Genomic DNA, 18,540 nt, shown 5'->3' with positions numbered 1-18,540 from the left:
AGAACGTTAAGTATAAAAGTTTTGTATAGAAATTTAAGTAGTTGGTCCTACTAAGGAAGTATTAAGAGATAATGTATTTAAAGATTTCTCTATCAAAACACAAAAGAGGCTTAGCATCAAAACTTCTCAGCTATTGAACCATGCCTCTTTGCATTACTGCTTAACCGTTTTAACAACTTTATTATCTTTTACCGTTACCATGTAAAATTCGTCGTCCATTTCAATCAAGAAGTCTTCATCATATTGTTCCTTTAACTCTTCTTCAATCTTAAAAGGCTTTTTGAAATGATTGTCAATCACATTAAGGCGATCTTTTCGGGCATTTTCACGATTGATCGTATCAAAAACAAAATAAGCTAAAAATACAATTCCTAATGATATTATGATTTTTGCTGTTTTACTCACGATATGTATCCCCTTCCCCTTTAGTCCAACAACAAGTATAACCTAAAAGCTTCAAAACAAAAACACCTGGTTTCCCAGGTGCTTCAGATTATTTCCACCACGTATCATGGATGGATGCAGGATGATTTCTTTTATGCATGGTTTGCACGTACCTTTTTTCGATCTTTTCTTTAGAAGAAGAAGAGATTTCTTTTCCTTCTAAGTAATCATCAATCTCTTCGTAAGTTACTCCTAGAGCGGTTTCATCCGGAATAAGCGGTTTATCGTCTTCTAGATCAGCTGTAGGAACTTTTAAATAGATGCGTTCTTCAGCACCTAACTCTTTTAACAGTTCTCTTCCTTGCCTTTTATTCAATCCATATAAAGGCACAATATCACAAGCGCCATCACCGTGTTTAGTAAAAAAGCCTGTTATTGCTTCTGCAGCATGATCTGTGCCGATAACGAGGCATTGGTATGCTCCTGCGATATCATACTGAGCTTTCATTCTTTCACGTGCCTTCGTATTCCCTTTTAGGAAGTTAGTAAGTTCCTTATCGGTAGCTTCCATAAATGCTTTTACCGAAGCATCTACTGCTGATTTGATATTTACAGTAAGAGATACATCCGGCTCAATAAATTTTAGTGCACGTTGTGCATCTTCTTCATCTTTTTGAACACCATATGGAAGTCTGACCGCTACGAATGTATAGTCTTCACCCGTTTCATCCCGCAGCTCTTTCATGGCAATCTGAGCTAATTTGCCAGCCAAGCTTGAATCTTGGCCACCGCTAATCCCTAAAACATACCCTCTAGTACCTGATTTTCTTACATAATCCTTTAGAAACTGAATTCGAGCTTGAATTTCACTTTTTGCATTTATTACGGGTTCTACCTGTAATTCCTTAATAATCTGTTGTTGAAGTTCCAAATGAATCGCCACCTTTGTTGTATACTTATCTACTTTCCACATATCGTCCACTCTTAATCCATTTTATAATCTTTTTTAAGCTGAAATAGGCACTGTAAAGAACGCTTTGCCCACTCACTATTGTCTTCTTCTAATTTATCTATGTATTTCATCAATGCACTTCTCAATGAGTCTCTATACGGTGGAAGATCACCTGTATACTCCTTCACTGTATGAGCCGGCACCCATGTTTTCTCTCCATAGCTTAGTGCCCTTCTTTCTTGAAAAAAAGGAACGTCTGCTTGTTTAGGGTGATGCAGATCACCTTGCCAAGGATGTGACTTTACTGCTAAAACTTTAACGAGTACCATCTGGTTTCTTTCATCTTCTGCTTTTCCTATATATTGCCCGGTTTTATAGCTTGCAAGTACTAATTTTTCAGTATCAGTCATTTTTCGCCTCCAACTTTGCATGTATTTCTTGTGACACAACAAAGGCTAAATCTTCATTACCGAATAAGGATAGTACTTGTAATAGTGTTTCATTGCTGATTTGCTCAGCCTCTTCTATCGGCACAGTCTGCTCTAGCATATGCATCACGTATTCATTGTTCATTTGTTCAGGATACGCTTTAAGATAAACCTCTTTCGGATCTAATTCATTATTTACACACCATTGAGCGTAAATAATAATCATCATGCCTTCATCTTTTTGATAGTTGCTGATTACTTTTTCAGAAATTTCATCTGCACGATTCCTCATCTGTTATACACCTCATTCGTTATTCATCATTACCGTTAACTTTAAAACAGGAAAATAAAAAAAGCCAGTATAATCACTGGCTTACTCATTAAACGGTTTGTTGTTCTTTTTGTTCTGTCTCGTAGCGGTTTCGAGGATGTTCTAAACATTCTTTTGAACATGAACGCTTATGCTTTACTTCACACTCTGTACAACAAACATGTTGTTTGTTACATTCTGGGTTTGCACAGTTTACGTATCGGTCTTCTGTTTTTCCGCAATAATAACAAGAAGCGATTACAACATCTTCTTCTGTACGGTTCACAGGAACTGAGATACGCTCATCAAATACGTAAAGCTTTCCATCCCATAACTTACCCTGAACTTCATCGTCCTTACCATAAGTTACGATTCCGCCTTCAAGCTGTGATACATCTTTAAATCCTTCTTGTAGAAGGAATCCAGAGAACTTTTCGCATCGGATACCGCCTGTACAGTAAGTTAATACTTTTTTATCTTTAAATTGGCTAATGTTTTCGCGCACCCATTTTGGGAAATCTCTAGATGCTTTCACATCTGGACGGATTGCGCCGCGGAAGTGGCCAATTTCATATTCATAATCATTACGACCGTCAATTACAATGACATCATCGTCTTGTAACGCTTCGTAGAATTCTTTTGGAGATAGACGCTTACCTGATAATTGGTTCGGATCAACATCTTCTTCAAAACGCCAAGTTACGAGTTCCTTTTTATGACGAACAAACATTTTTTTAAATGCATGTTCTTCAACATCATCTATTTTAAAAACAATATCTTCAAATCGTGGATCTGCCTTAAGATGATCCATATAGATTTGAGTCTGTTCATACGTACCTGATACTGTTCCGTTAATTCCTTCAGGTGCTACAATGATTCGCCCTAAAAGACCTAAGTCCTTACAAAACTTTAAATGTTCATCTTTAAAGCTTTCTGGATCATCGATCGGAACATACTTGTAATATAATAGTACTCTCATTTTTTCTGACACAATTAATCACCAACCTGCAACGTTAGTTTATTTTATGACGCCAAATAAAAAACCACCGGTCCCAATAGCCATCCCCGTGGTGAGTACCGGTACTAACCGATAATCAATATATTCAATTGGAAGTGGCGCGCCCACCAGGATTCGAACCCAGAATACGAGAGCCGAAATCTCGTGTGATATCCATTTCACTATAGGCGCTAATTTACGTCACGATTAATATGATAAACAATTTTTTAAAATAAAACAAGTGTTTTTTACATTAATTAAATAACTGTGCCTTAGTTTACCAAATGTCGAGAATCCCATTTTTCTTCCGAGCTTTCATAAATCGTGATGACTGGTTCTTCAGGATGCCATTTAAAAACACCTTTTTTCCCATTTAATATGGCTGGGAAATGCAGCGTGGAAGAAAAAGCATCTTCAAACCACACGCCGTGAGACAATATATTAGAAATAAACATTTCTGCTTCAAGTTCCATGTATTGAATTCGCTTTTCCCAAGCTGCCTTTTCTTCGGCGTTCAACTCTGGTTCAACTTGTTGAAATGATTCGTACCAAAGATCAAATTCTCTTTGTAAGTTATGGAGTGAGTCAAACTCTTTTGAGAGGACAGGAAGCAATTGATTGGCTTCTTCTAATGTATAACGCTTCATCACATCGTTCTCCTTCATCTTCATGTCCGTATTATATCAAATGCTTAAAACTTTGCACACAAAAATGACAAGAAGAAAACCTTTCGGGTTCCCCAAAAGGTTAAATGGTTAGACACATTTCTTTTTTTGGATTCTTTAAGTCTAAATAGAAATCTCTTACTGCATCATCTTCAAGAAGTTCAGGGAAATCCCTTCTGTACTCTGAACTGATCAAGATTTGTTCTACAAGATCCACAGAACCTTTTCTTAATAAGAGACGTAACGTTAACCATTTATCCCTCTTAGCTTTTAAGTGGAATTTTGTTATAAAAAGCATGATTCTATCATCACTCGAGAACTTCTTATCCTTTTCTTTTCGTAAATTAATTTGAGATACCGTTTTCATAGAGAACACCCTCCCTTTAATTTGCGAGCTCTTAATACCATTATTATTCAGTTTTTTCTGAAATATACTTGTCCATGTTAGAAATCTAGTTTTTTTTATGGACGGGTATTAATAGAAAAGCCTGCATTTGCCTCATCAACCTTTATTTGATTAAATAATTTTATAAGCAATTAACTAGGAGCTGTGTTTAATGAAAAAACTTCAAAAAGAAATGGTACTAGGAAATTTTCATACCATATTAACTGAATCTGAAACATGGAGAATTGGAGGTTTTCCACTTCCAGATGGATCATTTCACGAATTCAGAGAGCCAGAGGCAGTAGTTATTGTAAGAAATGATGAGTTATATGTCAGGGTAAACCCCTTCACTAAATCACACCCTTCTGTGCAATTTTTAGATAACGCAAAGCACATGTATTATTCTAATGAATCGATTAAAGTGCCTGATGACGGAACCATCTCCTTTCACTGGAAAATGCGCTCTCGCCCAATCGGTACTCATGCTAACGATTTATACGATGGTTTTGTATCCGTGAATTTATTGGACTTCACAACAGGCGCAGCGCTTGATTTCTTTGCTGGAAACGATCAATTTGCTAGTGTTTATGCAGTACTTCCATTTCCAGGTGTTTCAGTGCCTGAAACCGACAAAACGAGATATTTTTGTATTTTTAAAGAAGAAAAAGAATTTAAAGATAGAGAATGGAACGAATATCAAATTACTTACAACCGCGAAGCAGACGAAGTGATTTTCGCAGTTAACGGTTCAACCGTAAGAACTGAAAAAAATGTACCAATCAAATTTAATGAATTTAAAGTTGCCCTTGGACTTATGACAGAAAAAGATTTATCTTCAGAAGGCAGTACATCACTACACGGGCAAGGTATCATTGGCGAATGGTCACCTATGAAAATTACATTTGAAGAATAATACAATAATCGGGTTTTACTCTTAAAGGTCAGCATGATGCGGGCCTTTTTTTATTTATTCTAGCAATACTTTGAAAATTCCTTTTTTTGTGACAGTTTTATATAATAAGTATTGAGTAAATATGAGAGGATGCGGCAAAATGTCACAAATTAACGTGTTGCAATTGGAAGAAATCACACTTAATCAACTACAGTTTCATTTTGAAAATGGGGAATTAACTTCTGTTGATCTTGTGAAATATTACTTAGATCGGATCTCAAAGTATGATAAACAAGGTCCAATGATTAACTCGGTACTTGAAGTTAATCCTGATGCATTTTTCATAGCAAGAAGATTAGATGATGAGCGACAAAATGGGAAAGTACGCGGTCCTTTGCACGGCGTCCCAGTTATCATTAAAGATAATATCAATACTGCCGATCAGATGCATACAAGTGCAGGTTCATTAGCGCTTCAAAACCACTATGCCCTAGAAGATGCGTTTATCGTTCAGAAATTAAGAGATGCGGGTGCTATTATCCTAGGTAAAGCAAATATGACTGAATGGGCTAACTTCATGGCTTATAATATGAAAAATGGATATAGCTCTCGGGGCGGACAAGTTTTAAATCCTTACGGCCCAGGAGTACTTGATGTAAGTGGTTCGAGTTCTGGCTCTGCTGCCGCTGTTTCATGTAACTTTGCGACTCTTGCTATCGGAACAGAAACATCAGGATCTATTTTATGCCCTGCTGGAAACAACAATATCGTAGGGATCAAACCTACTGTCGGTTTGGTTTCGAGAACAGGTATCATACCTATCTCGATCAGTCAGGATACAGCGGGACCAATGGCTAGAACAGTTAAAGATGCGGCGATATTGCTTGAAGTGATAGCAGGCAAGGATTCAGGAGATGCAGCTACCCATATTGCTCCTGAGAACACTTCGTATACGGATGGTTTGGAGCAATCTTCATTAAAAGGGAAAAAATTTGGAGTAAGCTATGAATTTTGCATTCGTGATCTGAATGAAAAACAAAAATCAGTATTTGATGAAGCACTTGAAATAATTAAGAAAAATGGCGGAGAAATTGTCTATTTAGATCAAATCTCCCCTCTTGAAAAAGAAGGATCCAACTATACTGTCCTTTTACATGAATTTAAATCTGGCCTTAATCATTACTTAAAGTCTGTCTCCCCTGCCATCGGAATTTCTACATTATCTGATGTCATCGCATTTAACGAAAAACATAAAGAAAACTGCCTAAAGTATAATCAAGAACTACTAATTGAGAGCAATGAAACAGATGGAACATTATCTAGCCCAGAATATCTTCAATCCAAGATTAATGATATTCATAAAACACAAAATGAAGGTATTGATCGCGTTATGGACGAAAACCAACTCGACGCTCTTATTAGTCCAAATGATGTATGGTATGGTATTCCAGCAAAAGCAGGTTATCCTTCTATTTCGGTGCCTTCAGGTTTTGATAATGATGGCCTGCCTCTTAGTGTAGTCTTTACAGGTGAAGCGTTCTCTGAGAAAAAGCTTATTCAATTTGGTTATGCGTTTGAACAAGTTTCACAAAAAAGGGTACCTATCGAATTTGAGTAAAAAAGAATTGTTGTTTACTTATTCAGTCAAAATAAAAAAACGGGATAGCACCCGTTTTTTTTTTTTATTTATTATCTTTAGGTAAACTTTTTTATATAACTCTTTGAATGGCAGAGATTGCATATTCAATATCTTTTTCACTTACATCATAGTGCGTTGTAAATCTAATTTGTCCTTCTCCAAAAGAAACGGCGAGCACGCCTTCTTTCTTAAGCTTGTCTAAAAATTCCGCATTGGTCTGCAAGGTTTTTTCAATATTAACAATAACAATGTTCGTATCAGGTCTATTTAGAAGTGTTAACCCATTCATTTCTTCTATGGCATCCGCTAGTTTCGATGCTTTTTCGTGATCTTCTGCTAAACGATTCACCATTTCTGTTAACGATATGATACCGCTAGCCGCTAAGAAACCAGCTTGCCTCATACCTCCACCAAGACGCTTTCTCCATTTTCTAGCTTTTTGAATAACCTCTTTTTTTCCTGCTAATATTGAACCAACAGGTGATCCTAATCCCTTAGATAAACAAATCTGAACAGAGTCGCAATATTGGGTAAAATCTTTTAAATTATGATTTGATGCTACGACTGCGTTAAAGAGCCGTGCTCCATCAATATGAACGGGAATGCCTGCGTTAACAGCAAGATCATATATAGCACTCATGTTTTCTAAAGAAACAATAGATCCTCCTGAACGGTTATGCGTGTTTTCAAGGCAGATTAAAGAAGTATCCGGAAAATGGATATCATCAGAACGAATGGCATTTTTTACAGCAGCAGGACTCATTTCACCTTTTAAACCTTGAACGACTCTTGGCTGAACGCCAGCTAAAGCTGAAATAGCTCCTCCTTCATAAAAGAAGATATGAGACTCTGCTTCCACAATAATCTCATCACCTGGTGCTGTTTGAGAAAGAACGGCTAATTGGTTTCCCTGTGTTCCACTTGTAACGAATAAAGCAGCTTCTTTCCCTGTCATTTCAGCAGCTAGTTCTTCTAATCTATTAATCGAGGGATCTTCTCCATAAACATCATCCCCTACTGAAGCGTTGTAGATCGCTTCTCTCATTTTCTTTGTTGGTTGTGTAAGAGTATCACTTCTAAGGTCAATCATGTTACACCTCATTCTGTTTTTTTGTGGGCTGTTTTTCTTATTCATTGTTGCTTTTGAAAGTAGTTGATTTCCGTTTTAGGTGCTCGCTTTCCGTGGGGCAGGCGGTGAGCGATTTAAAAATAGATTTCATAAAGGTGTTCTTGCTCCTTCGTCTACTTGTAAATGCTACCGAAGTAGGCTTCCTCGTCGCATGCCTTTCGAGAAGCTTCTCATGTAGTAGGCACGCATCTTGCACTCCAATCAACTTGTCAGTGAAGAGAATGACAAAGCTACTAAAAAAACATTTTTAAAATAGACTCTTTATTAAAGGGACTTATTAATAACTCCATATAAAAAACTGGAATTTCTTTTCAGTACTGAAAACCCTAGTTCTTCAAATTTCGTGCTTGATCGATTATCTTTCATTACTACACGCTGTGAAGCTACTCTTAATGCTTCAGTGATCGTTTTCTTAGTAAGTTCCCCGTAATCAGCACTGCTCTTTAAGCCTTGTATACCAGGAGAAGCAATGGTTGATTCAAACATCGGGTCAAAATAAACAACGTCATAGCGATTATCAGGTTGTTTATTTAGATATTCGTAATGATCACTTTGTACAACCTCAATTCTTCTCATAGCTGCATTCATCTCTGGGAGTTTGGATTCCCAAACTTTAAGACCGCTCTGAACGACAAATGAAATAGCGGTGCTGCTTTCAATCCCTGTTACAGAGCCATTCTCTCCTGTAACTAAACTGGCTACTATAGAGTCAGAAGCTAGTCCAAGCGTACAGTCCAATAAACTCATACCTTCAGTTAGTTGAGCGGCTTCGATAAAAGCATCTTTTTCTCCTCTTATTATTTGTTTTACACGAAACATAGAAGAATTGGGATGGAAAAAGAAAGGTGTACCTCCGTTTTTCGGATGATACGAAATTTTGTCGACCCCAATCATGAGAACATCTTGATGATACTTCTCTGTTAAGGATGAGATGGAGTGGCCATCTCGCTCTACGAATATGCCTCCGATGGTTAAGGAAACTTCTGCTGCTTTACTATGTAATCGTAATGCATTTTTGCCAGCTGTTGTAACAATCAATGTAATCACCTGTCTGTTTTTTAAATAAGGCCTGTAGTCTAGTCTGTGCTTTTAAAGGATGTTAGTTGGAACATTTGCTTAAACGCAGCTTTAAAGAAGTCTCTAGAAAAAGTTCAAAATAGATAGATTAGGTTTCTTATTATTTGCATATATCTTGGAACAAACCTAAAATATGGGAAGATATATGTTTGAGGAGGCACCACCATGAAAAAAGGTTTATCCTTTCTTGCCTTAGGAAAGTTTACATATCGGTTCCGTGTACTTATTATAACATTTTGGATTCTGACTACCATTGTATTGGGCTTTTTTGCCGTCAAACTTCCATCCATATTAAGTGGCAGCGGCTTTGAAATGGATGGTTCCTTTTCAAAAGTAGAAAATATTCTTCAAGAAAAGTTCGATCAGCCAAAATCTTCTGTGATGTTGATCTTTGATTCTGAAAAATATAGTCCTCAAGATCAAGAGTATAAAGATTTTGTTCAGAATTCGATTGAAAAGATGGATGATGTAGAAGACGTTGTTGGAGTGCAGAGTCCTTATGATGCTCCTGAAAAGACGATTAAAGATAACGTTTCTTTTGCTTCTGTACAGTTCGATAAAAGCTTCGGAGATTTAAAGACTTCCATTGAACAGATAAGAGACCGTTTGCCTGAAGACAGGGAGATTTCTGTCTCTTTAACAGGAGGTCCTGTTATAGCGGAAGATATGAACACTGCAAGTCAACATGACTTAGCAAGAGCAGAAGCAATTGGAATACCTGCAGCTTTAATCATTCTTTTACTAGCGTTTGGAGGTTTAATAGCTGCAGGATTGCCTATTTTAGTCGGTGTAATCTCTGTTGTAAGCTCACTTGGACTTCTTTATTTTTACGGTCAAGAAACAAACGTAAGTATTTTCTTACTAAATGTTGTTCCAATGATTGGACTTGCATTAGGAATAGACTTTGCCTTGCTTCTTGTTAATCGTTTTCGTGAAGAACTTCATCAAGGAATCGAGAAGGCTACCATAATCTCTGTTCAAACAGCTGGTCGATCGATTGCCTTTTCTGGTCTTTGTGTGTTCTTAGGTCTATCAGGTATGCTGCTGATTAATATTGATATTTTTAAAACGGTAGCAATTGGCGGTATGGTGGTTGTCATTCTATCTGTACTGAATGCAATTACATTTTTGCCGGCCATTTTAGCCGTACTTGGTGATCGGGTTAATGCGTTAAAATTGTTTAAACCGAAAGAAAATGGAAAATCTGTTTGGCATTCATTTGCGGCTTTTGTTATGAAACGCCCCGTTCTTATGGCGATCACCGCAGCATGTATTTTAGCCGTATCTGTAACCCCTGTTAAAGATATGAAACTTTCAATTCCAGAAGCGGAAGCGCTCCCGCCAGAATATGAGTCAAGAACGGCCTTTGAAAAATTCGAAAAGACCTTCGGTGAAGATGAATTATATCCAGTGCTCATTGTGGCTGAAGCAAATGATTCTTATGTTACAAACAAAGAAGCACTGCTTGCGTTAGAAAAATTAGTAAGGAATCTTGAAAATGAAAAAGAAGTAATCAAAACAGAATCTATTTTTAATTATACAAACCAGCTTAATGGATCAGAGCTTTACGATGTTTTGCAGACAGATCAGGGAAAACAGCAGTTATCCCCTGCACTTAAGCCGTTTATTAATAAAGAAACTGCTGTAATCAGAGCTTATTTATCAGTAGATGTTACAGGGGATGAAGCTAAACGATTCGTTAAAAAATGGGAAGATGATTATAACGGACTTTCTTTAACAATTGGTGGTGTAACAAAGTTCAATCAAGAGATATTTGATGAAATTATTGAAAAAGCACCATATGGATTAGCGATTGTATTGATTACTACACTTTTCATACTAATGATTGCATTCCGTTCTGTATTCATACCAATAAAAGCAATCTTTATGAACATGCTCAGTCTGGCAGCTACCTTTGGAATACTAGTATGGATCTTTCAAAGCGGTGTGCTGATGGATCCTGTAGAGATTGGGTTAATGATACCCGTCTTTACTTTTGGAATCGTCTTTGGACTTAGTATGGATTATGAGGTGTTCTTAATTTCAAGAATACAAGAAATCTATGAGGAGACTGGTGATAATGACCATGCTACTTTATCAGGATTAACCTCTACCTCAAAAATCATAACCTCAGCTGCTGCAATAATGATTGTCATTACAGGATCTTTTGCTTTTACTAATGTAATGCCAGTAAAACAGATTGGTATTGCTATCGCGCTTGCTATTTTTATTGACGCAACAATCGTAAGGATGATATTCGTTCCGTCATTAATGAAGCTTCTTGGAGACTGGAATTGGTGGATGCCTTTTTCAAAGAATATGAAGAATAAAAACCGCGGCGCCCTTTCCGAATAAGGGTGCTGTTTTTTTGCATGATCAGAAATTATTTCTGGTTAGCAAGATAGTTTTGGCGTAACAACAAGTTTGGGTCGATCATCAACTCAACTGCAGGAGCACGATCAGGCGATCGCAATGCCAAGTATTATTCAAACTAATTGTGGGAAATTAAAACGTTATATCCTATAATAAGAAATAGCTAGTCTTATTTTTAGGGGTGTTCATATGACTGAAATCATGATAATTATTCTTCTTTCTTATTTGCTAGGTTCTATCCCCTTTGCCCTGTTAGTAGGAAAACTAGGTTATGGCATTGACATCAGAGAACATGGAAGCGGCAATTTAGGCGGTACAAACACGTTTAGGATATTAGGAAAAAAAGCGGGTTTTATTGTTTCAGCAGCAGATGTTTTAAAAGGTACTTTTGCAGCAAGTTTACCAGTATTGCTGGATATTGACCTACATCCACTTATTGCTGGCATACCAGCTGTTATTGGGCATTGTTACCCCGTATTTGCGAGATTTAAAGGCGGAAAAGCAGTAGCAACCTCTGGAGGAGTTTTGTTGTTTGCAGAACCTCTTTTGTTTTTACTTGTCCTGCTTACCTTCTTTTTAACGCTGTACTTAAGTAAATACGTTTCACTTTCGTCTATTATGGCTGGTGTTGGATCAGTGATTTTAAGTATTTTGCTTGCCGGCGACTACATTACGACCTACATTTTAATCGGCTTTACACTCTTTTTAATCTTTAGACACAGACAAAACATTGTTAGAATCGTTAAGAAAACAGAACCAAAAGTAAAATGGATTTGAGATCGTTCTTATGATAAGGACGGTCTTTTTTTTCGTTTAAAATTTGTTGTTATGACCCATTGATCTAACTGGTGTTTTAGTCATTTTAGAGGGCTGAAGAGTTTTGTTGAGGTGCTGGGGTATGTGACGAGAATAAACGTCACGAAATATGTCGAGGATTGTAAATTCGTGGATAAACAGTCAAAACTTTTGGATTGGAGGCCAAAACTCGTGGATAAACTGCCAATATTTTTGGATTACGTACCTAAACTTTAGGAATGCACAGCCTTATACCCTAATGGGTATAAAATATGAACAGTTTTGGTACTTAAAACTCCAACGATTTTAAACGTAAAAGCTACTTTGTTTATAGATTCAATCAAAGAATTCCTTAATAAAATTGAAATTAGGCTCTTCTCCTAAAAAAGTACAGGCGATTTCACTAAAAACTCCGCATTTGTCCGTGTCCGTTTTGGTGGTTCGGTCATATGGTGTAATGTGACGTTGACCTAGACTTTAATATTTGGAGGGACTGAAATGGAAAACAAGAAAATGAATATGCCTTATGGTGATAATATGAACATTAATATGAAGCCGGTTGCTAACATGCCGTTGCATGGTGGATATGGTGGAAGCTATGGTGGAGGCTATGGTTATGGTCATGGCTGTGGGTTTCTAATTATTGTTGTTCTGTTCATCCTGCTAATCATTATCGGAGCGACTGCGTTCCATGGCAAAGATGACGACTGCGACGAATCTTCATCCTCTTCTCATTAAGTCATTATATTTATAAAAAGAGAAAGAGAGAAGCCTATTTGCTTCTCTCTTTCTTTTTTAAAACAGTCCAATTATACTGAGTAAAAAAGCATTAACAATGTTCGTCATATGCTCCGAGTAAATTCTCAAGAATCTCCTCAGGCGCATGGTTTTCAATGTTGTGGCGGTGAATGAAGTGTACGACTTTTCCATCCTTTAAAACAGCCATCGAAGGAGAAGATGGCGGAATATCACCAAAGAACTCTCTCATTTGAGCCGTTGCTTCTTTATCCTGACCAGCAAAAACCGTAACAAACTGATCAGGTTTTACAGAATGGTTCTGTGATGCAATTGCAACTGGACGGGCAAGTCCTGCAGCACATCCACACACAGAATTAATGACAACTAATGCAGTACCTTCAGTTTCCTGCATAAAATAATTAACTTCTTCAGGCGTTTTCAATTCTTCAAATCCAGCGCGTGTTAATTCATCTCTCATAGGCTGAGCCATTTGTTTCATATATTCTTCATAGGCATTCATTATTTTATTCCTCCTGAAAACGAATCATTTACATACAATGTTATTATAACGTAAATAAGCAATATTTTTAACTGTTACGGCTTATTTCATGAATCTTCTTATTTTCAAGTATGTGTACCCTTTGTCCTTTAGGTTTAAAACTTTCTTTTATGAGTGTACAGGCTACTGAACTCGCTTTAATGGGTTCATATTTTTTGGGATATATGGAAGGGAAAGCTTTGTAGAGTTTTTCCGCAAACCTTTCTCCAAGCCTAAACTCATCACGTCCCCCAATCAACAATGAGGGCCTAACGATTGTAAGATGAGGAAGGTTTAATGAAATCAAGTGTGACTCCATCTTCCCTTTCACTCTGTTATAAAAGAATGTTGATCTGTCATTAGCTCCCATAGCTGATATAACTGAAAGCTGTTCAATGTTTAATTTTTGAGCAAGTCTGCCTAATTTAACTGGAATCTGCAGGTCTACTTCTTCAAAAGCACTTTTTGATCTTGCTTTTTTCATCGTCGTGCCGATACAAATAAACATTACATCAGCTTGAATCTTTTCTAAATGGTAATCAGGTGCAGAAAAATCGAATATGATTTCTTTTAGTTTTTCATTTTTTATTTCTGTCGTTTTTCTAACGAGCGAAATAATTTCTTGGCACATAGGATCATTAAGAAGTTGTTTGATAACTTCCTGACCAACTAACCCACTTGATCCTGCAATAATAACCGTTTTACTTTTCATGAATTAATGATCCTTTCTTGAGTTTTAGAGCGAATTTAAAAAAATGGACTGGCAGGTGTTTTAGAATGAATCATTCCTATTTTATCACTGGTTATCCAGGTTTTATAGCTTCAAAGCTAGTAAAAGCTCTGCAAACCGAATACCCGTCTTCTTCTTTTTACTTATTGATTTTAAAACATGAAAGACAAATCGCTGAAAATAAACTAGAGAATCAATATGATCATATACATCTTCTAGAAGGTGATATAACAAAGGATCAGTTAGGTTTGTCTTCTACAGAAATTGAACACCTTTCTGAACATATTACACATTGTATACATTTAGCAGCTCTTTACGACTTAACCATTCCGTATGAACCTGCATACTCCTGCAATGTTACAGGTACTAAAAACGTCTTATCTTTTGTGGAAAGTTGCAAGAATCTAAAACGGTTTTGCTATTTTAGCACGGCTTATGTATCAGGTAATGAACAAGGAGAAATCCTGGAGAACGATTTGAAAGAGCCTCAAAGCTTTCGTAATTTTTACGAACAGACAAAGCATGAAGCAGAAAGTATTGTTAGAGCGTCAATAAATAGAATACCAACAACCATTATTCGGCCGGGAATCATTGTAGGTGATTCTATAACAGGAGAAACCATTAAGTTTGACGGGCCGTATTTTATGATGCAGTTTATAAACCGTCTAGCTCGCCTGCCCATTCCGAATATCGGCAAATCAACATCAAAAATTCATCTTGTTCCCGTTGATTTTATTATTAAAGCATCTGTTTTTTTAATGCATGACGCTAAGGGTGAATCAAAAACGTACCATTTGCTTAGTCCGGATTCACCTTCTATTCAGGAAGCATATTCTTTATTATGTCAAGAACTAACAGGAAAGAAACCTAGCTGGACGCTATCCAATCGATTTGCAGAACGGTTATTGTCTTTTTCTATTCTATCTAAATGGCTAGGTGTACCTTATGAAACGCTATCTTACTTTTCTCATGACGCACAATATGATACGACTCAATTAATGAGCGACCTGCAAGGAACTGAAATTAAATGTCCTCCTTTTGAAGAATATGTGGGTCCAATCGTACAATATTATAAAAATAATGCAAGTGATCTCAACTTAAAACGGTATTAAAAAGGGGACGGCAGTATGAACTGCCATCCCTTCCTTCACACTAATTTATTGCTACTGCTGACTACTTTGGCTGCTAACGTATTTTTAAAATGTGATAATGCCCATTCATGTCCCGGCTGACTAAAACTTTGAACAGCATCTTCATGGACTATTATTGAAAAGCCTTTATTATAAGCGTCAACAGCAGTATGTAATACACAAATATCCGTACACACTCCTGTCAGATGCAATTCTTGTATATTTCTTTCTCGTAATTTCATCTCAAGGTTAGTCCCTGCAAAAGCACTATAGCGAGTCTTATCTAACCAATGAATTTGCTTTTCTAGTTCTAAACGATTTTGTGTATAGACATCCTTTAACTTTCCATACAGCTCTCTGCCTTCAGTATTTCTAATATTATGCGGTGGAAAGAGTTTGCTCTCTGGATGATATTGATCGTTTTCTTCATGTACATCTACGGCTAAAACCACATAATCTCCATTTCTCAAAAACTCTTCTGTAAGTGATACAATTCTATCTTCAATTTCCTGACCTGGCTTTCCGCATGTCAGCTTGCCTTCGTCAGCTACAAAATCGTTTGTGTAATCAATAACGATTAATGCTTTCATTTCATCCTCCTTTTAACCTAGTGTCTCAATCTCAACACTGCGTATTCCGTTAATTTTCTTCACATCATCATAAAGGTCTGTTGTATACCTTTTTTCATAAATGGATGCGGCTAATTCCATCTTTTTGTTGTCGTTTTCTAGATCTTTAATTCTCACATTGACGATTTTGACTTTAAGTTCGCTGATCTCTTTCATGACATCACTCATATTTGTGTCAGGATTTACAACTAACTTTAACTTAATATCAATTTGTCTTAAAGCTTTTGGGCCAATCCATTTCATAATCAATGGGATCAGCTCTACGCTGATTAATATTAAAAATGCACCAGCAGCAGCTTCTTTATAAAACCCTGCTCCAGCTGCAATTCCTAATCCTGATGCACCCCATATCATGGCAGCCGTTGTAAGACCTGAAATCACATCGTTGCTTCTCCTTAAAATAACACCTGCACCTAGAAAACCGATGCCACTGACAATCTGTGCAGCAAGACGCATCGGATCCATAACGGTCTGACTAGAAACAAGTGAAAACTGTTTAGCAGATTCAATGCTTACGATTGTGAGCAAACAACTGCTTATTGAGATAACAAGGCTTGTTTTAAGTCCAACGGGTTTGTTCTTTAGTTCCCGCTCAATACCGATGATAAGTCCAAAAAATGCTGACATTCCTAATTTAACTAAGACAACACTCATGATGTTTTCACCTCTCTTCTGTTTTTGCCCTTATTTAATAATACGCAAACAGTGGAATTAAATCCTTCTAAAGTTCGAGACGTTTGTATTTGAATGATTAATTTTTTCAGTTTATAATAGAAAAAGATATTATCAGAAAATAAAAACTATTCAGTCGAAGGAGGGTTGATAATTTTTTATTTAACAAAATTAAATATGAGGAGGAAATGACTTGTTACCTAAAAAACAGCAAAATTTTGAACACCCAAGGTATAGCGAAATCGTTGAATCCAGTAAATTTAAACAGTTAATGGAAGAGAAAAAGCGTTTTATCATACCGATGACCGTGTTTTTTTTACTGTTTTATTTTAGCCTTCCCCTTTTAACAGCTTACACAGATGTCTTAAACCAACGAGCTATAGGTGATATCTCCTGGGCATGGATCTTTGCGTTTGGACAATTTATTATGACGTGGTCATTATGTATGATCTATACGAAGCGTGCAAAGCGCTTTGACGAGCTAGCTGAAAAAGTTGTGACAGAAATGGACAAGGAGGCCTCCTCATGAATGGTACAGCATTTTCTTTGTTTCTAGGAATCGTTGCTTTAACATTAGTCATTACTTATTTTGCTTCTAAAAAAACGAAAACAACAAGTGATTTCTACACAGCTGACGGCGGCTTGACCGGCATGCAGAATGGACTTGCAATTGCAGGGGACTATATGTCAGCAGCTTCCTTTCTAGGCATTGCAGGTACCATTGCTCTTTCTGGTTTTGATGGCTTTTTCTATAGCATTGGTTTTCTTGTAGCCTATCTGGTTGTATTATATTTGGTCGCAGAGCCCCTTCGTAATCTAGGTAAATATACAATGGCGGATATGATTGCAGCAAGATTTAATGATAAAAAAGTTCGTGGAGTTGCTGCACTCAATACAATGGCGATCTCAACCTTTTATATGGTTGCGCAATTAGTTGGTGCAGGTGCCTTAATCAAGCTCTTACTAGGTATTGATTACATATATTCCGTCCTTATTGTTGGTATTTTAATGACTGTCTATGTCGTTTTTGGCGGAATGACTGCAACTTCATGGGTGCAGATCGTTAAGGCAATTTTATTAATGCTCGGTACATTTATCATTTCAGTAATGGTATTTGCAAAGTTCGGTTTCAGTTTTACAGAAATGTTTAACCAAGTAAAAAACGCTACTCCACTTGGTGAGTCTTTTTTAAATCCAGGAAACAAGTTTAAAGATCCTCTTGATACGATCTCATTAAACTTAGCACTCGTCTTAGGTACCGCTGGGCTTCCTCATATATTAATTCGCTTCTTCACTGTAAAAGATGCACCTACTGCAAGGAAATCAGTTGTATATGCTACTTGGCTAATCGGTGCTTTTTATATCATGACAATCTTTTTAGGTTTTGGAGCTGCTGCTTTTGTCGGTCAAGAAAAGATTGTAGCCGCAAATGCTGCTGGAAACATGGCTGCTCCATTGCTTGCTGAAGTGCTAGGCGGTGAGTTTTTATTTGCTTTTGTTTCAGCCGTCGCCTTTGCTACCATTTTAGCAGTTGTTGCAGGGCTTGTTTTATCAGCGGCTTCTGCTTTTGCACATGACTTCTACACACATATTGTAAGAAAAGGTCACGCAACAGAAAAAGAGCAAATGAAAGCTGCTAAATGGGCTTCTGTAGGTGTAGCCATTATCTCAATTATATTAGCTTTATTTGCACAAAAACTAAACGTTGCGTTTTTGGTCTCGCTTGCCTTTGCAGTTGCTGCAAGTGCGAACCTTCCCATTATTTTGCTCACGATCTTTTGGAAACGCTTTAATACGGCAGGTGCTGTAACAGGAATGCTTGTTGGTTTAATAAGCTCGCTTGTTTTAGTAGCTATTTCTCCAAGTGTTTGGTCTCCAATCGAGGGAGCAGCCATATTAACGGGCGAAGCTATTTTCCCGCTTGCGAATCCTGGAATTGTATCGATTCCGCTTGGGTTCTTAGGAGCGATTATCGGTACGATGCTCACAAAACCGTCTGATCTAGACAAGTTTAATGAAATATTAGTAAAAGCAAATACAGGATCTGGATTGCGTAAAGGTGCATAATGAAAGTGGA

At 37.0% G+C, this 18,540-nt stretch carries 21 protein-coding genes and 1 tRNA gene; 8 read left to right on the top strand and 14 right to left on the bottom strand.

The annotated features are described in order from the left end of the window. Positions 1–153 precede the first annotated feature (153 nt). From AWM68_RS11100 to AWM68_RS11065, 8 genes are all read right to left on the bottom strand, one after another. Entirely contained in the window at positions 154–405 is a 252-nt protein-coding gene (locus AWM68_RS11100; RefSeq protein ID WP_066241327.1) for a hypothetical protein, read from the bottom strand. Positions 406–493: 88 nt separating this feature from the next. Beyond that, positions 494–1,357, bottom strand: coding sequence for an ammonia-dependent NAD(+) synthetase (gene nadE / locus AWM68_RS11095; protein ID WP_066241324.1), 864 nt, complete (start codon positions 1,355–1,357; stop codon positions 494–496). Positions 1,358–1,368: 11 nt separating this feature from the next. Beyond that, on the bottom strand, positions 1,369–1,746 hold the full coding sequence (locus AWM68_RS11090) for a kinase-associated lipoprotein B (RefSeq protein WP_066241323.1): 378 nt from the start codon (positions 1,744–1,746) through the stop codon (positions 1,369–1,371). Then, on the bottom strand, positions 1,739–2,056 hold the full coding sequence (locus AWM68_RS11085) for a hypothetical protein (protein ID WP_066241320.1): 318 nt from the start codon (positions 2,054–2,056) through the stop codon (positions 1,739–1,741). Before AWM68_RS11085 ends, AWM68_RS11090 begins: the two co-directional genes overlap by 8 nt. An 88-nt stretch (positions 2,057–2,144) precedes the next feature. Next, positions 2,145–3,053, bottom strand: a complete 909-nt coding sequence (locus AWM68_RS11080) for a rhodanese-related sulfurtransferase (protein WP_066242449.1) — start codon at positions 3,051–3,053, stop codon at positions 2,145–2,147. A gap of 135 nt (positions 3,054–3,188) precedes the next feature. Next, positions 3,189–3,263: transfer RNA gene (locus tag AWM68_RS11075), tRNA-Arg, on the bottom strand. Between the two features lie 80 nt (positions 3,264–3,343). Further along, a complete protein-coding gene (locus AWM68_RS11070; RefSeq protein ID WP_066241317.1) occupies positions 3,344–3,718 on the bottom strand; it encodes a DUF2203 domain-containing protein in 375 nt (124 codons plus the stop codon). A 100-nt stretch (positions 3,719–3,818) separates the two neighbouring features. Then, complete coding sequence (locus tag AWM68_RS11065; RefSeq protein ID WP_066241315.1) at positions 3,819–4,103, bottom strand: hypothetical protein; 285 nt, start codon at positions 4,101–4,103, stop codon at positions 3,819–3,821. A 190-nt stretch (positions 4,104–4,293) separates the two neighbouring features. On the opposite strand from AWM68_RS11065, the gene AWM68_RS11060 reads away from it, so the two are divergent. Together AWM68_RS11060 and AWM68_RS11055 are read left to right on the top strand one after the other, a co-directional pair. Further along, a complete protein-coding gene (locus AWM68_RS11060) occupies positions 4,294–5,034 on the top strand; it encodes a DUF6081 family protein (RefSeq protein ID WP_066241310.1) in 741 nt (246 codons plus the stop codon). A gap of 139 nt (positions 5,035–5,173) precedes the next feature. Next, positions 5,174–6,631 carry an amidase family protein gene (locus AWM68_RS11055; RefSeq protein ID WP_066241308.1) on the top strand — a complete coding sequence of 486 codons (1,458 nt, stop codon included), beginning with the start codon at positions 5,174–5,176 and terminating at the stop codon, positions 6,629–6,631. A 91-nt stretch (positions 6,632–6,722) separates the two neighbouring features. Here the strand turns inward: AWM68_RS11055 and ltaE are convergent, their stop codons facing one another. Together ltaE and AWM68_RS11045 are read right to left on the bottom strand one after the other, a co-directional pair. After that, positions 6,723–7,742 carry a low-specificity L-threonine aldolase gene (ltaE, locus tag AWM68_RS11050; RefSeq protein ID WP_066241304.1) on the bottom strand — a complete coding sequence of 340 codons (1,020 nt, stop codon included), beginning with the start codon at positions 7,740–7,742 and terminating at the stop codon, positions 6,723–6,725. Positions 7,743–8,045: 303 nt separating this feature from the next. Beyond that, positions 8,046–8,819 (bottom strand): class I SAM-dependent methyltransferase, encoded by a 774-nt coding sequence (locus tag AWM68_RS11045; protein WP_066241302.1) that lies wholly within the window; start codon positions 8,817–8,819, stop codon positions 8,046–8,048. A 204-nt stretch (positions 8,820–9,023) separates the two neighbouring features. Between AWM68_RS11045 and AWM68_RS11040 the strand changes: the two genes are divergently transcribed. From AWM68_RS11040 to yjcZ, 3 genes are all read left to right on the top strand, one after another. Then, positions 9,024–11,213, top strand: a complete 2,190-nt coding sequence (locus AWM68_RS11040; RefSeq protein WP_066241299.1) for an MMPL family transporter — start codon at positions 9,024–9,026, stop codon at positions 11,211–11,213. 207 nt (positions 11,214–11,420) lie between these two features. Beyond that, positions 11,421–12,008 (top strand): glycerol-3-phosphate 1-O-acyltransferase PlsY, encoded by a 588-nt coding sequence (plsY, locus tag AWM68_RS11035; RefSeq protein ID WP_066241295.1) that lies wholly within the window; start codon positions 11,421–11,423, stop codon positions 12,006–12,008. Between the two features lie 567 nt (positions 12,009–12,575). Continuing rightward, on the top strand, positions 12,576–12,764 hold the full coding sequence (gene yjcZ, locus AWM68_RS11030; protein WP_419865585.1) for a sporulation protein YjcZ: 189 nt from the start codon (positions 12,576–12,578) through the stop codon (positions 12,762–12,764). A 91-nt stretch (positions 12,765–12,855) separates the two neighbouring features. Here the strand turns inward: yjcZ and AWM68_RS11025 are convergent, their stop codons facing one another. Together AWM68_RS11025 and AWM68_RS11020 are read right to left on the bottom strand one after the other, a co-directional pair. Next, on the bottom strand, positions 12,856–13,287 hold the full coding sequence (locus AWM68_RS11025) for a BrxA/BrxB family bacilliredoxin (protein WP_066241289.1): 432 nt from the start codon (positions 13,285–13,287) through the stop codon (positions 12,856–12,858). A gap of 64 nt (positions 13,288–13,351) precedes the next feature. Then, entirely contained in the window at positions 13,352–14,014 is a 663-nt protein-coding gene (locus tag AWM68_RS11020) for an NAD(P)H-binding protein (protein WP_066241286.1), read from the bottom strand. A gap of 65 nt (positions 14,015–14,079) precedes the next feature. Between AWM68_RS11020 and AWM68_RS11015 the strand changes: the two genes are divergently transcribed. Then, the gene (locus AWM68_RS11015; protein ID WP_066241283.1) at positions 14,080–15,144 is read left to right on the top strand and encodes an SDR family oxidoreductase; all 1,065 of its coding nucleotides are present in this window, start codon (positions 14,080–14,082) and stop codon (positions 15,142–15,144) included. A gap of 35 nt (positions 15,145–15,179) precedes the next feature. On the opposite strand, the gene AWM68_RS11010 is transcribed toward AWM68_RS11015, so the two are convergent. Both AWM68_RS11010 and AWM68_RS11005 read right to left on the bottom strand, forming a co-directional pair. Then, positions 15,180–15,752 carry a cysteine hydrolase family protein gene (locus AWM68_RS11010; protein ID WP_066241281.1) on the bottom strand — a complete coding sequence of 191 codons (573 nt, stop codon included), beginning with the start codon at positions 15,750–15,752 and terminating at the stop codon, positions 15,180–15,182. 12 nt (positions 15,753–15,764) lie between these two features. After that, positions 15,765–16,445 (bottom strand): MgtC/SapB family protein, encoded by a 681-nt coding sequence (locus AWM68_RS11005; protein WP_066241279.1) that lies wholly within the window; start codon positions 16,443–16,445, stop codon positions 15,765–15,767. A 211-nt stretch (positions 16,446–16,656) separates the two neighbouring features. Between AWM68_RS11005 and AWM68_RS11000 the strand changes: the two genes are divergently transcribed. Together AWM68_RS11000 and AWM68_RS10995 are read left to right on the top strand one after the other, a co-directional pair. Then, positions 16,657–16,992: a DUF485 domain-containing protein gene (locus AWM68_RS11000; protein WP_066241276.1), complete on the top strand. Its 336-nt coding sequence runs from the start codon at positions 16,657–16,659 to the stop codon at positions 16,990–16,992. Continuing rightward, complete coding sequence (locus AWM68_RS10995) at positions 16,989–18,530, top strand: solute symporter family protein (protein ID WP_066241268.1); 1,542 nt, start codon at positions 16,989–16,991, stop codon at positions 18,528–18,530. Before AWM68_RS11000 ends, AWM68_RS10995 begins: the two co-directional genes overlap by 4 nt. Positions 18,531–18,540 lie beyond the last annotated feature (10 nt).

The organism is Fictibacillus phosphorivorans (assembly GCF_001619875.1).
Taxonomy (GTDB): Bacteria; Bacillota; Bacilli; order Bacillales; family Fictibacillaceae; genus Fictibacillus; species Fictibacillus phosphorivorans_B.
This window is presented reverse-complemented; position numbering and strand designations above follow the sequence as displayed.

Excerpts from the sequence above, each read along its gene's own strand:
- AWM68_RS11060 (WP_066241310.1), top strand. The coding sequence starts at position 4,294 with ATGAAAAAACTTCAAAAAGAAATGGTACTAGGAAATTTTCATACCATA.
- nadE (WP_066241324.1), bottom strand. The coding sequence starts at position 1,357 with ATGTGGAAAGTAGATAAGTATACAACAAAGGTGGCGATTCATTTGGAA.
- AWM68_RS11085 (WP_066241320.1), bottom strand. The coding sequence starts at position 2,056 with ATGAGGAATCGTGCAGATGAAATTTCTGAAAAAGTAATCAGCAACTAT.
- AWM68_RS11020 (WP_066241286.1), bottom strand. The coding sequence starts at position 14,014 with ATGAAAAGTAAAACGGTTATTATTGCAGGATCAAGTGGGTTAGTTGGT.
- AWM68_RS11055 (WP_066241308.1), top strand. The coding sequence starts at position 5,174 with ATGTCACAAATTAACGTGTTGCAATTGGAAGAAATCACACTTAATCAA.
- AWM68_RS11090 (WP_066241323.1), bottom strand. The coding sequence starts at position 1,746 with ATGACTGATACTGAAAAATTAGTACTTGCAAGCTATAAAACCGGGCAA.
- AWM68_RS11065 (WP_066241315.1), bottom strand. The coding sequence starts at position 4,103 with ATGAAAACGGTATCTCAAATTAATTTACGAAAAGAAAAGGATAAGAAG.
- AWM68_RS11070 (WP_066241317.1), bottom strand. The coding sequence starts at position 3,718 with ATGAAGCGTTATACATTAGAAGAAGCCAATCAATTGCTTCCTGTCCTC.
- AWM68_RS10995 (WP_066241268.1), top strand. The coding sequence starts at position 16,989 with ATGAATGGTACAGCATTTTCTTTGTTTCTAGGAATCGTTGCTTTAACA.
- AWM68_RS11010 (WP_066241281.1), bottom strand. The coding sequence starts at position 15,752 with ATGAAAGCATTAATCGTTATTGATTACACAAACGATTTTGTAGCTGAC.
- AWM68_RS11040 (WP_066241299.1), top strand. The coding sequence starts at position 9,024 with ATGAAAAAAGGTTTATCCTTTCTTGCCTTAGGAAAGTTTACATATCGG.
- AWM68_RS11080 (WP_066242449.1), bottom strand. The coding sequence starts at position 3,053 with ATGAGAGTACTATTATATTACAAGTATGTTCCGATCGATGATCCAGAA.
- plsY (WP_066241295.1), top strand. The coding sequence starts at position 11,421 with ATGACTGAAATCATGATAATTATTCTTCTTTCTTATTTGCTAGGTTCT.
- ltaE (WP_066241304.1), bottom strand. The coding sequence starts at position 7,742 with ATGATTGACCTTAGAAGTGATACTCTTACACAACCAACAAAGAAAATG.
- AWM68_RS11005 (WP_066241279.1), bottom strand. The coding sequence starts at position 16,445 with ATGAGTGTTGTCTTAGTTAAATTAGGAATGTCAGCATTTTTTGGACTT.
- yjcZ (WP_419865585.1), top strand. The coding sequence starts at position 12,576 with ATGAAGCCGGTTGCTAACATGCCGTTGCATGGTGGATATGGTGGAAGC.
- AWM68_RS11015 (WP_066241283.1), top strand. The coding sequence starts at position 14,080 with ATGAATCATTCCTATTTTATCACTGGTTATCCAGGTTTTATAGCTTCA.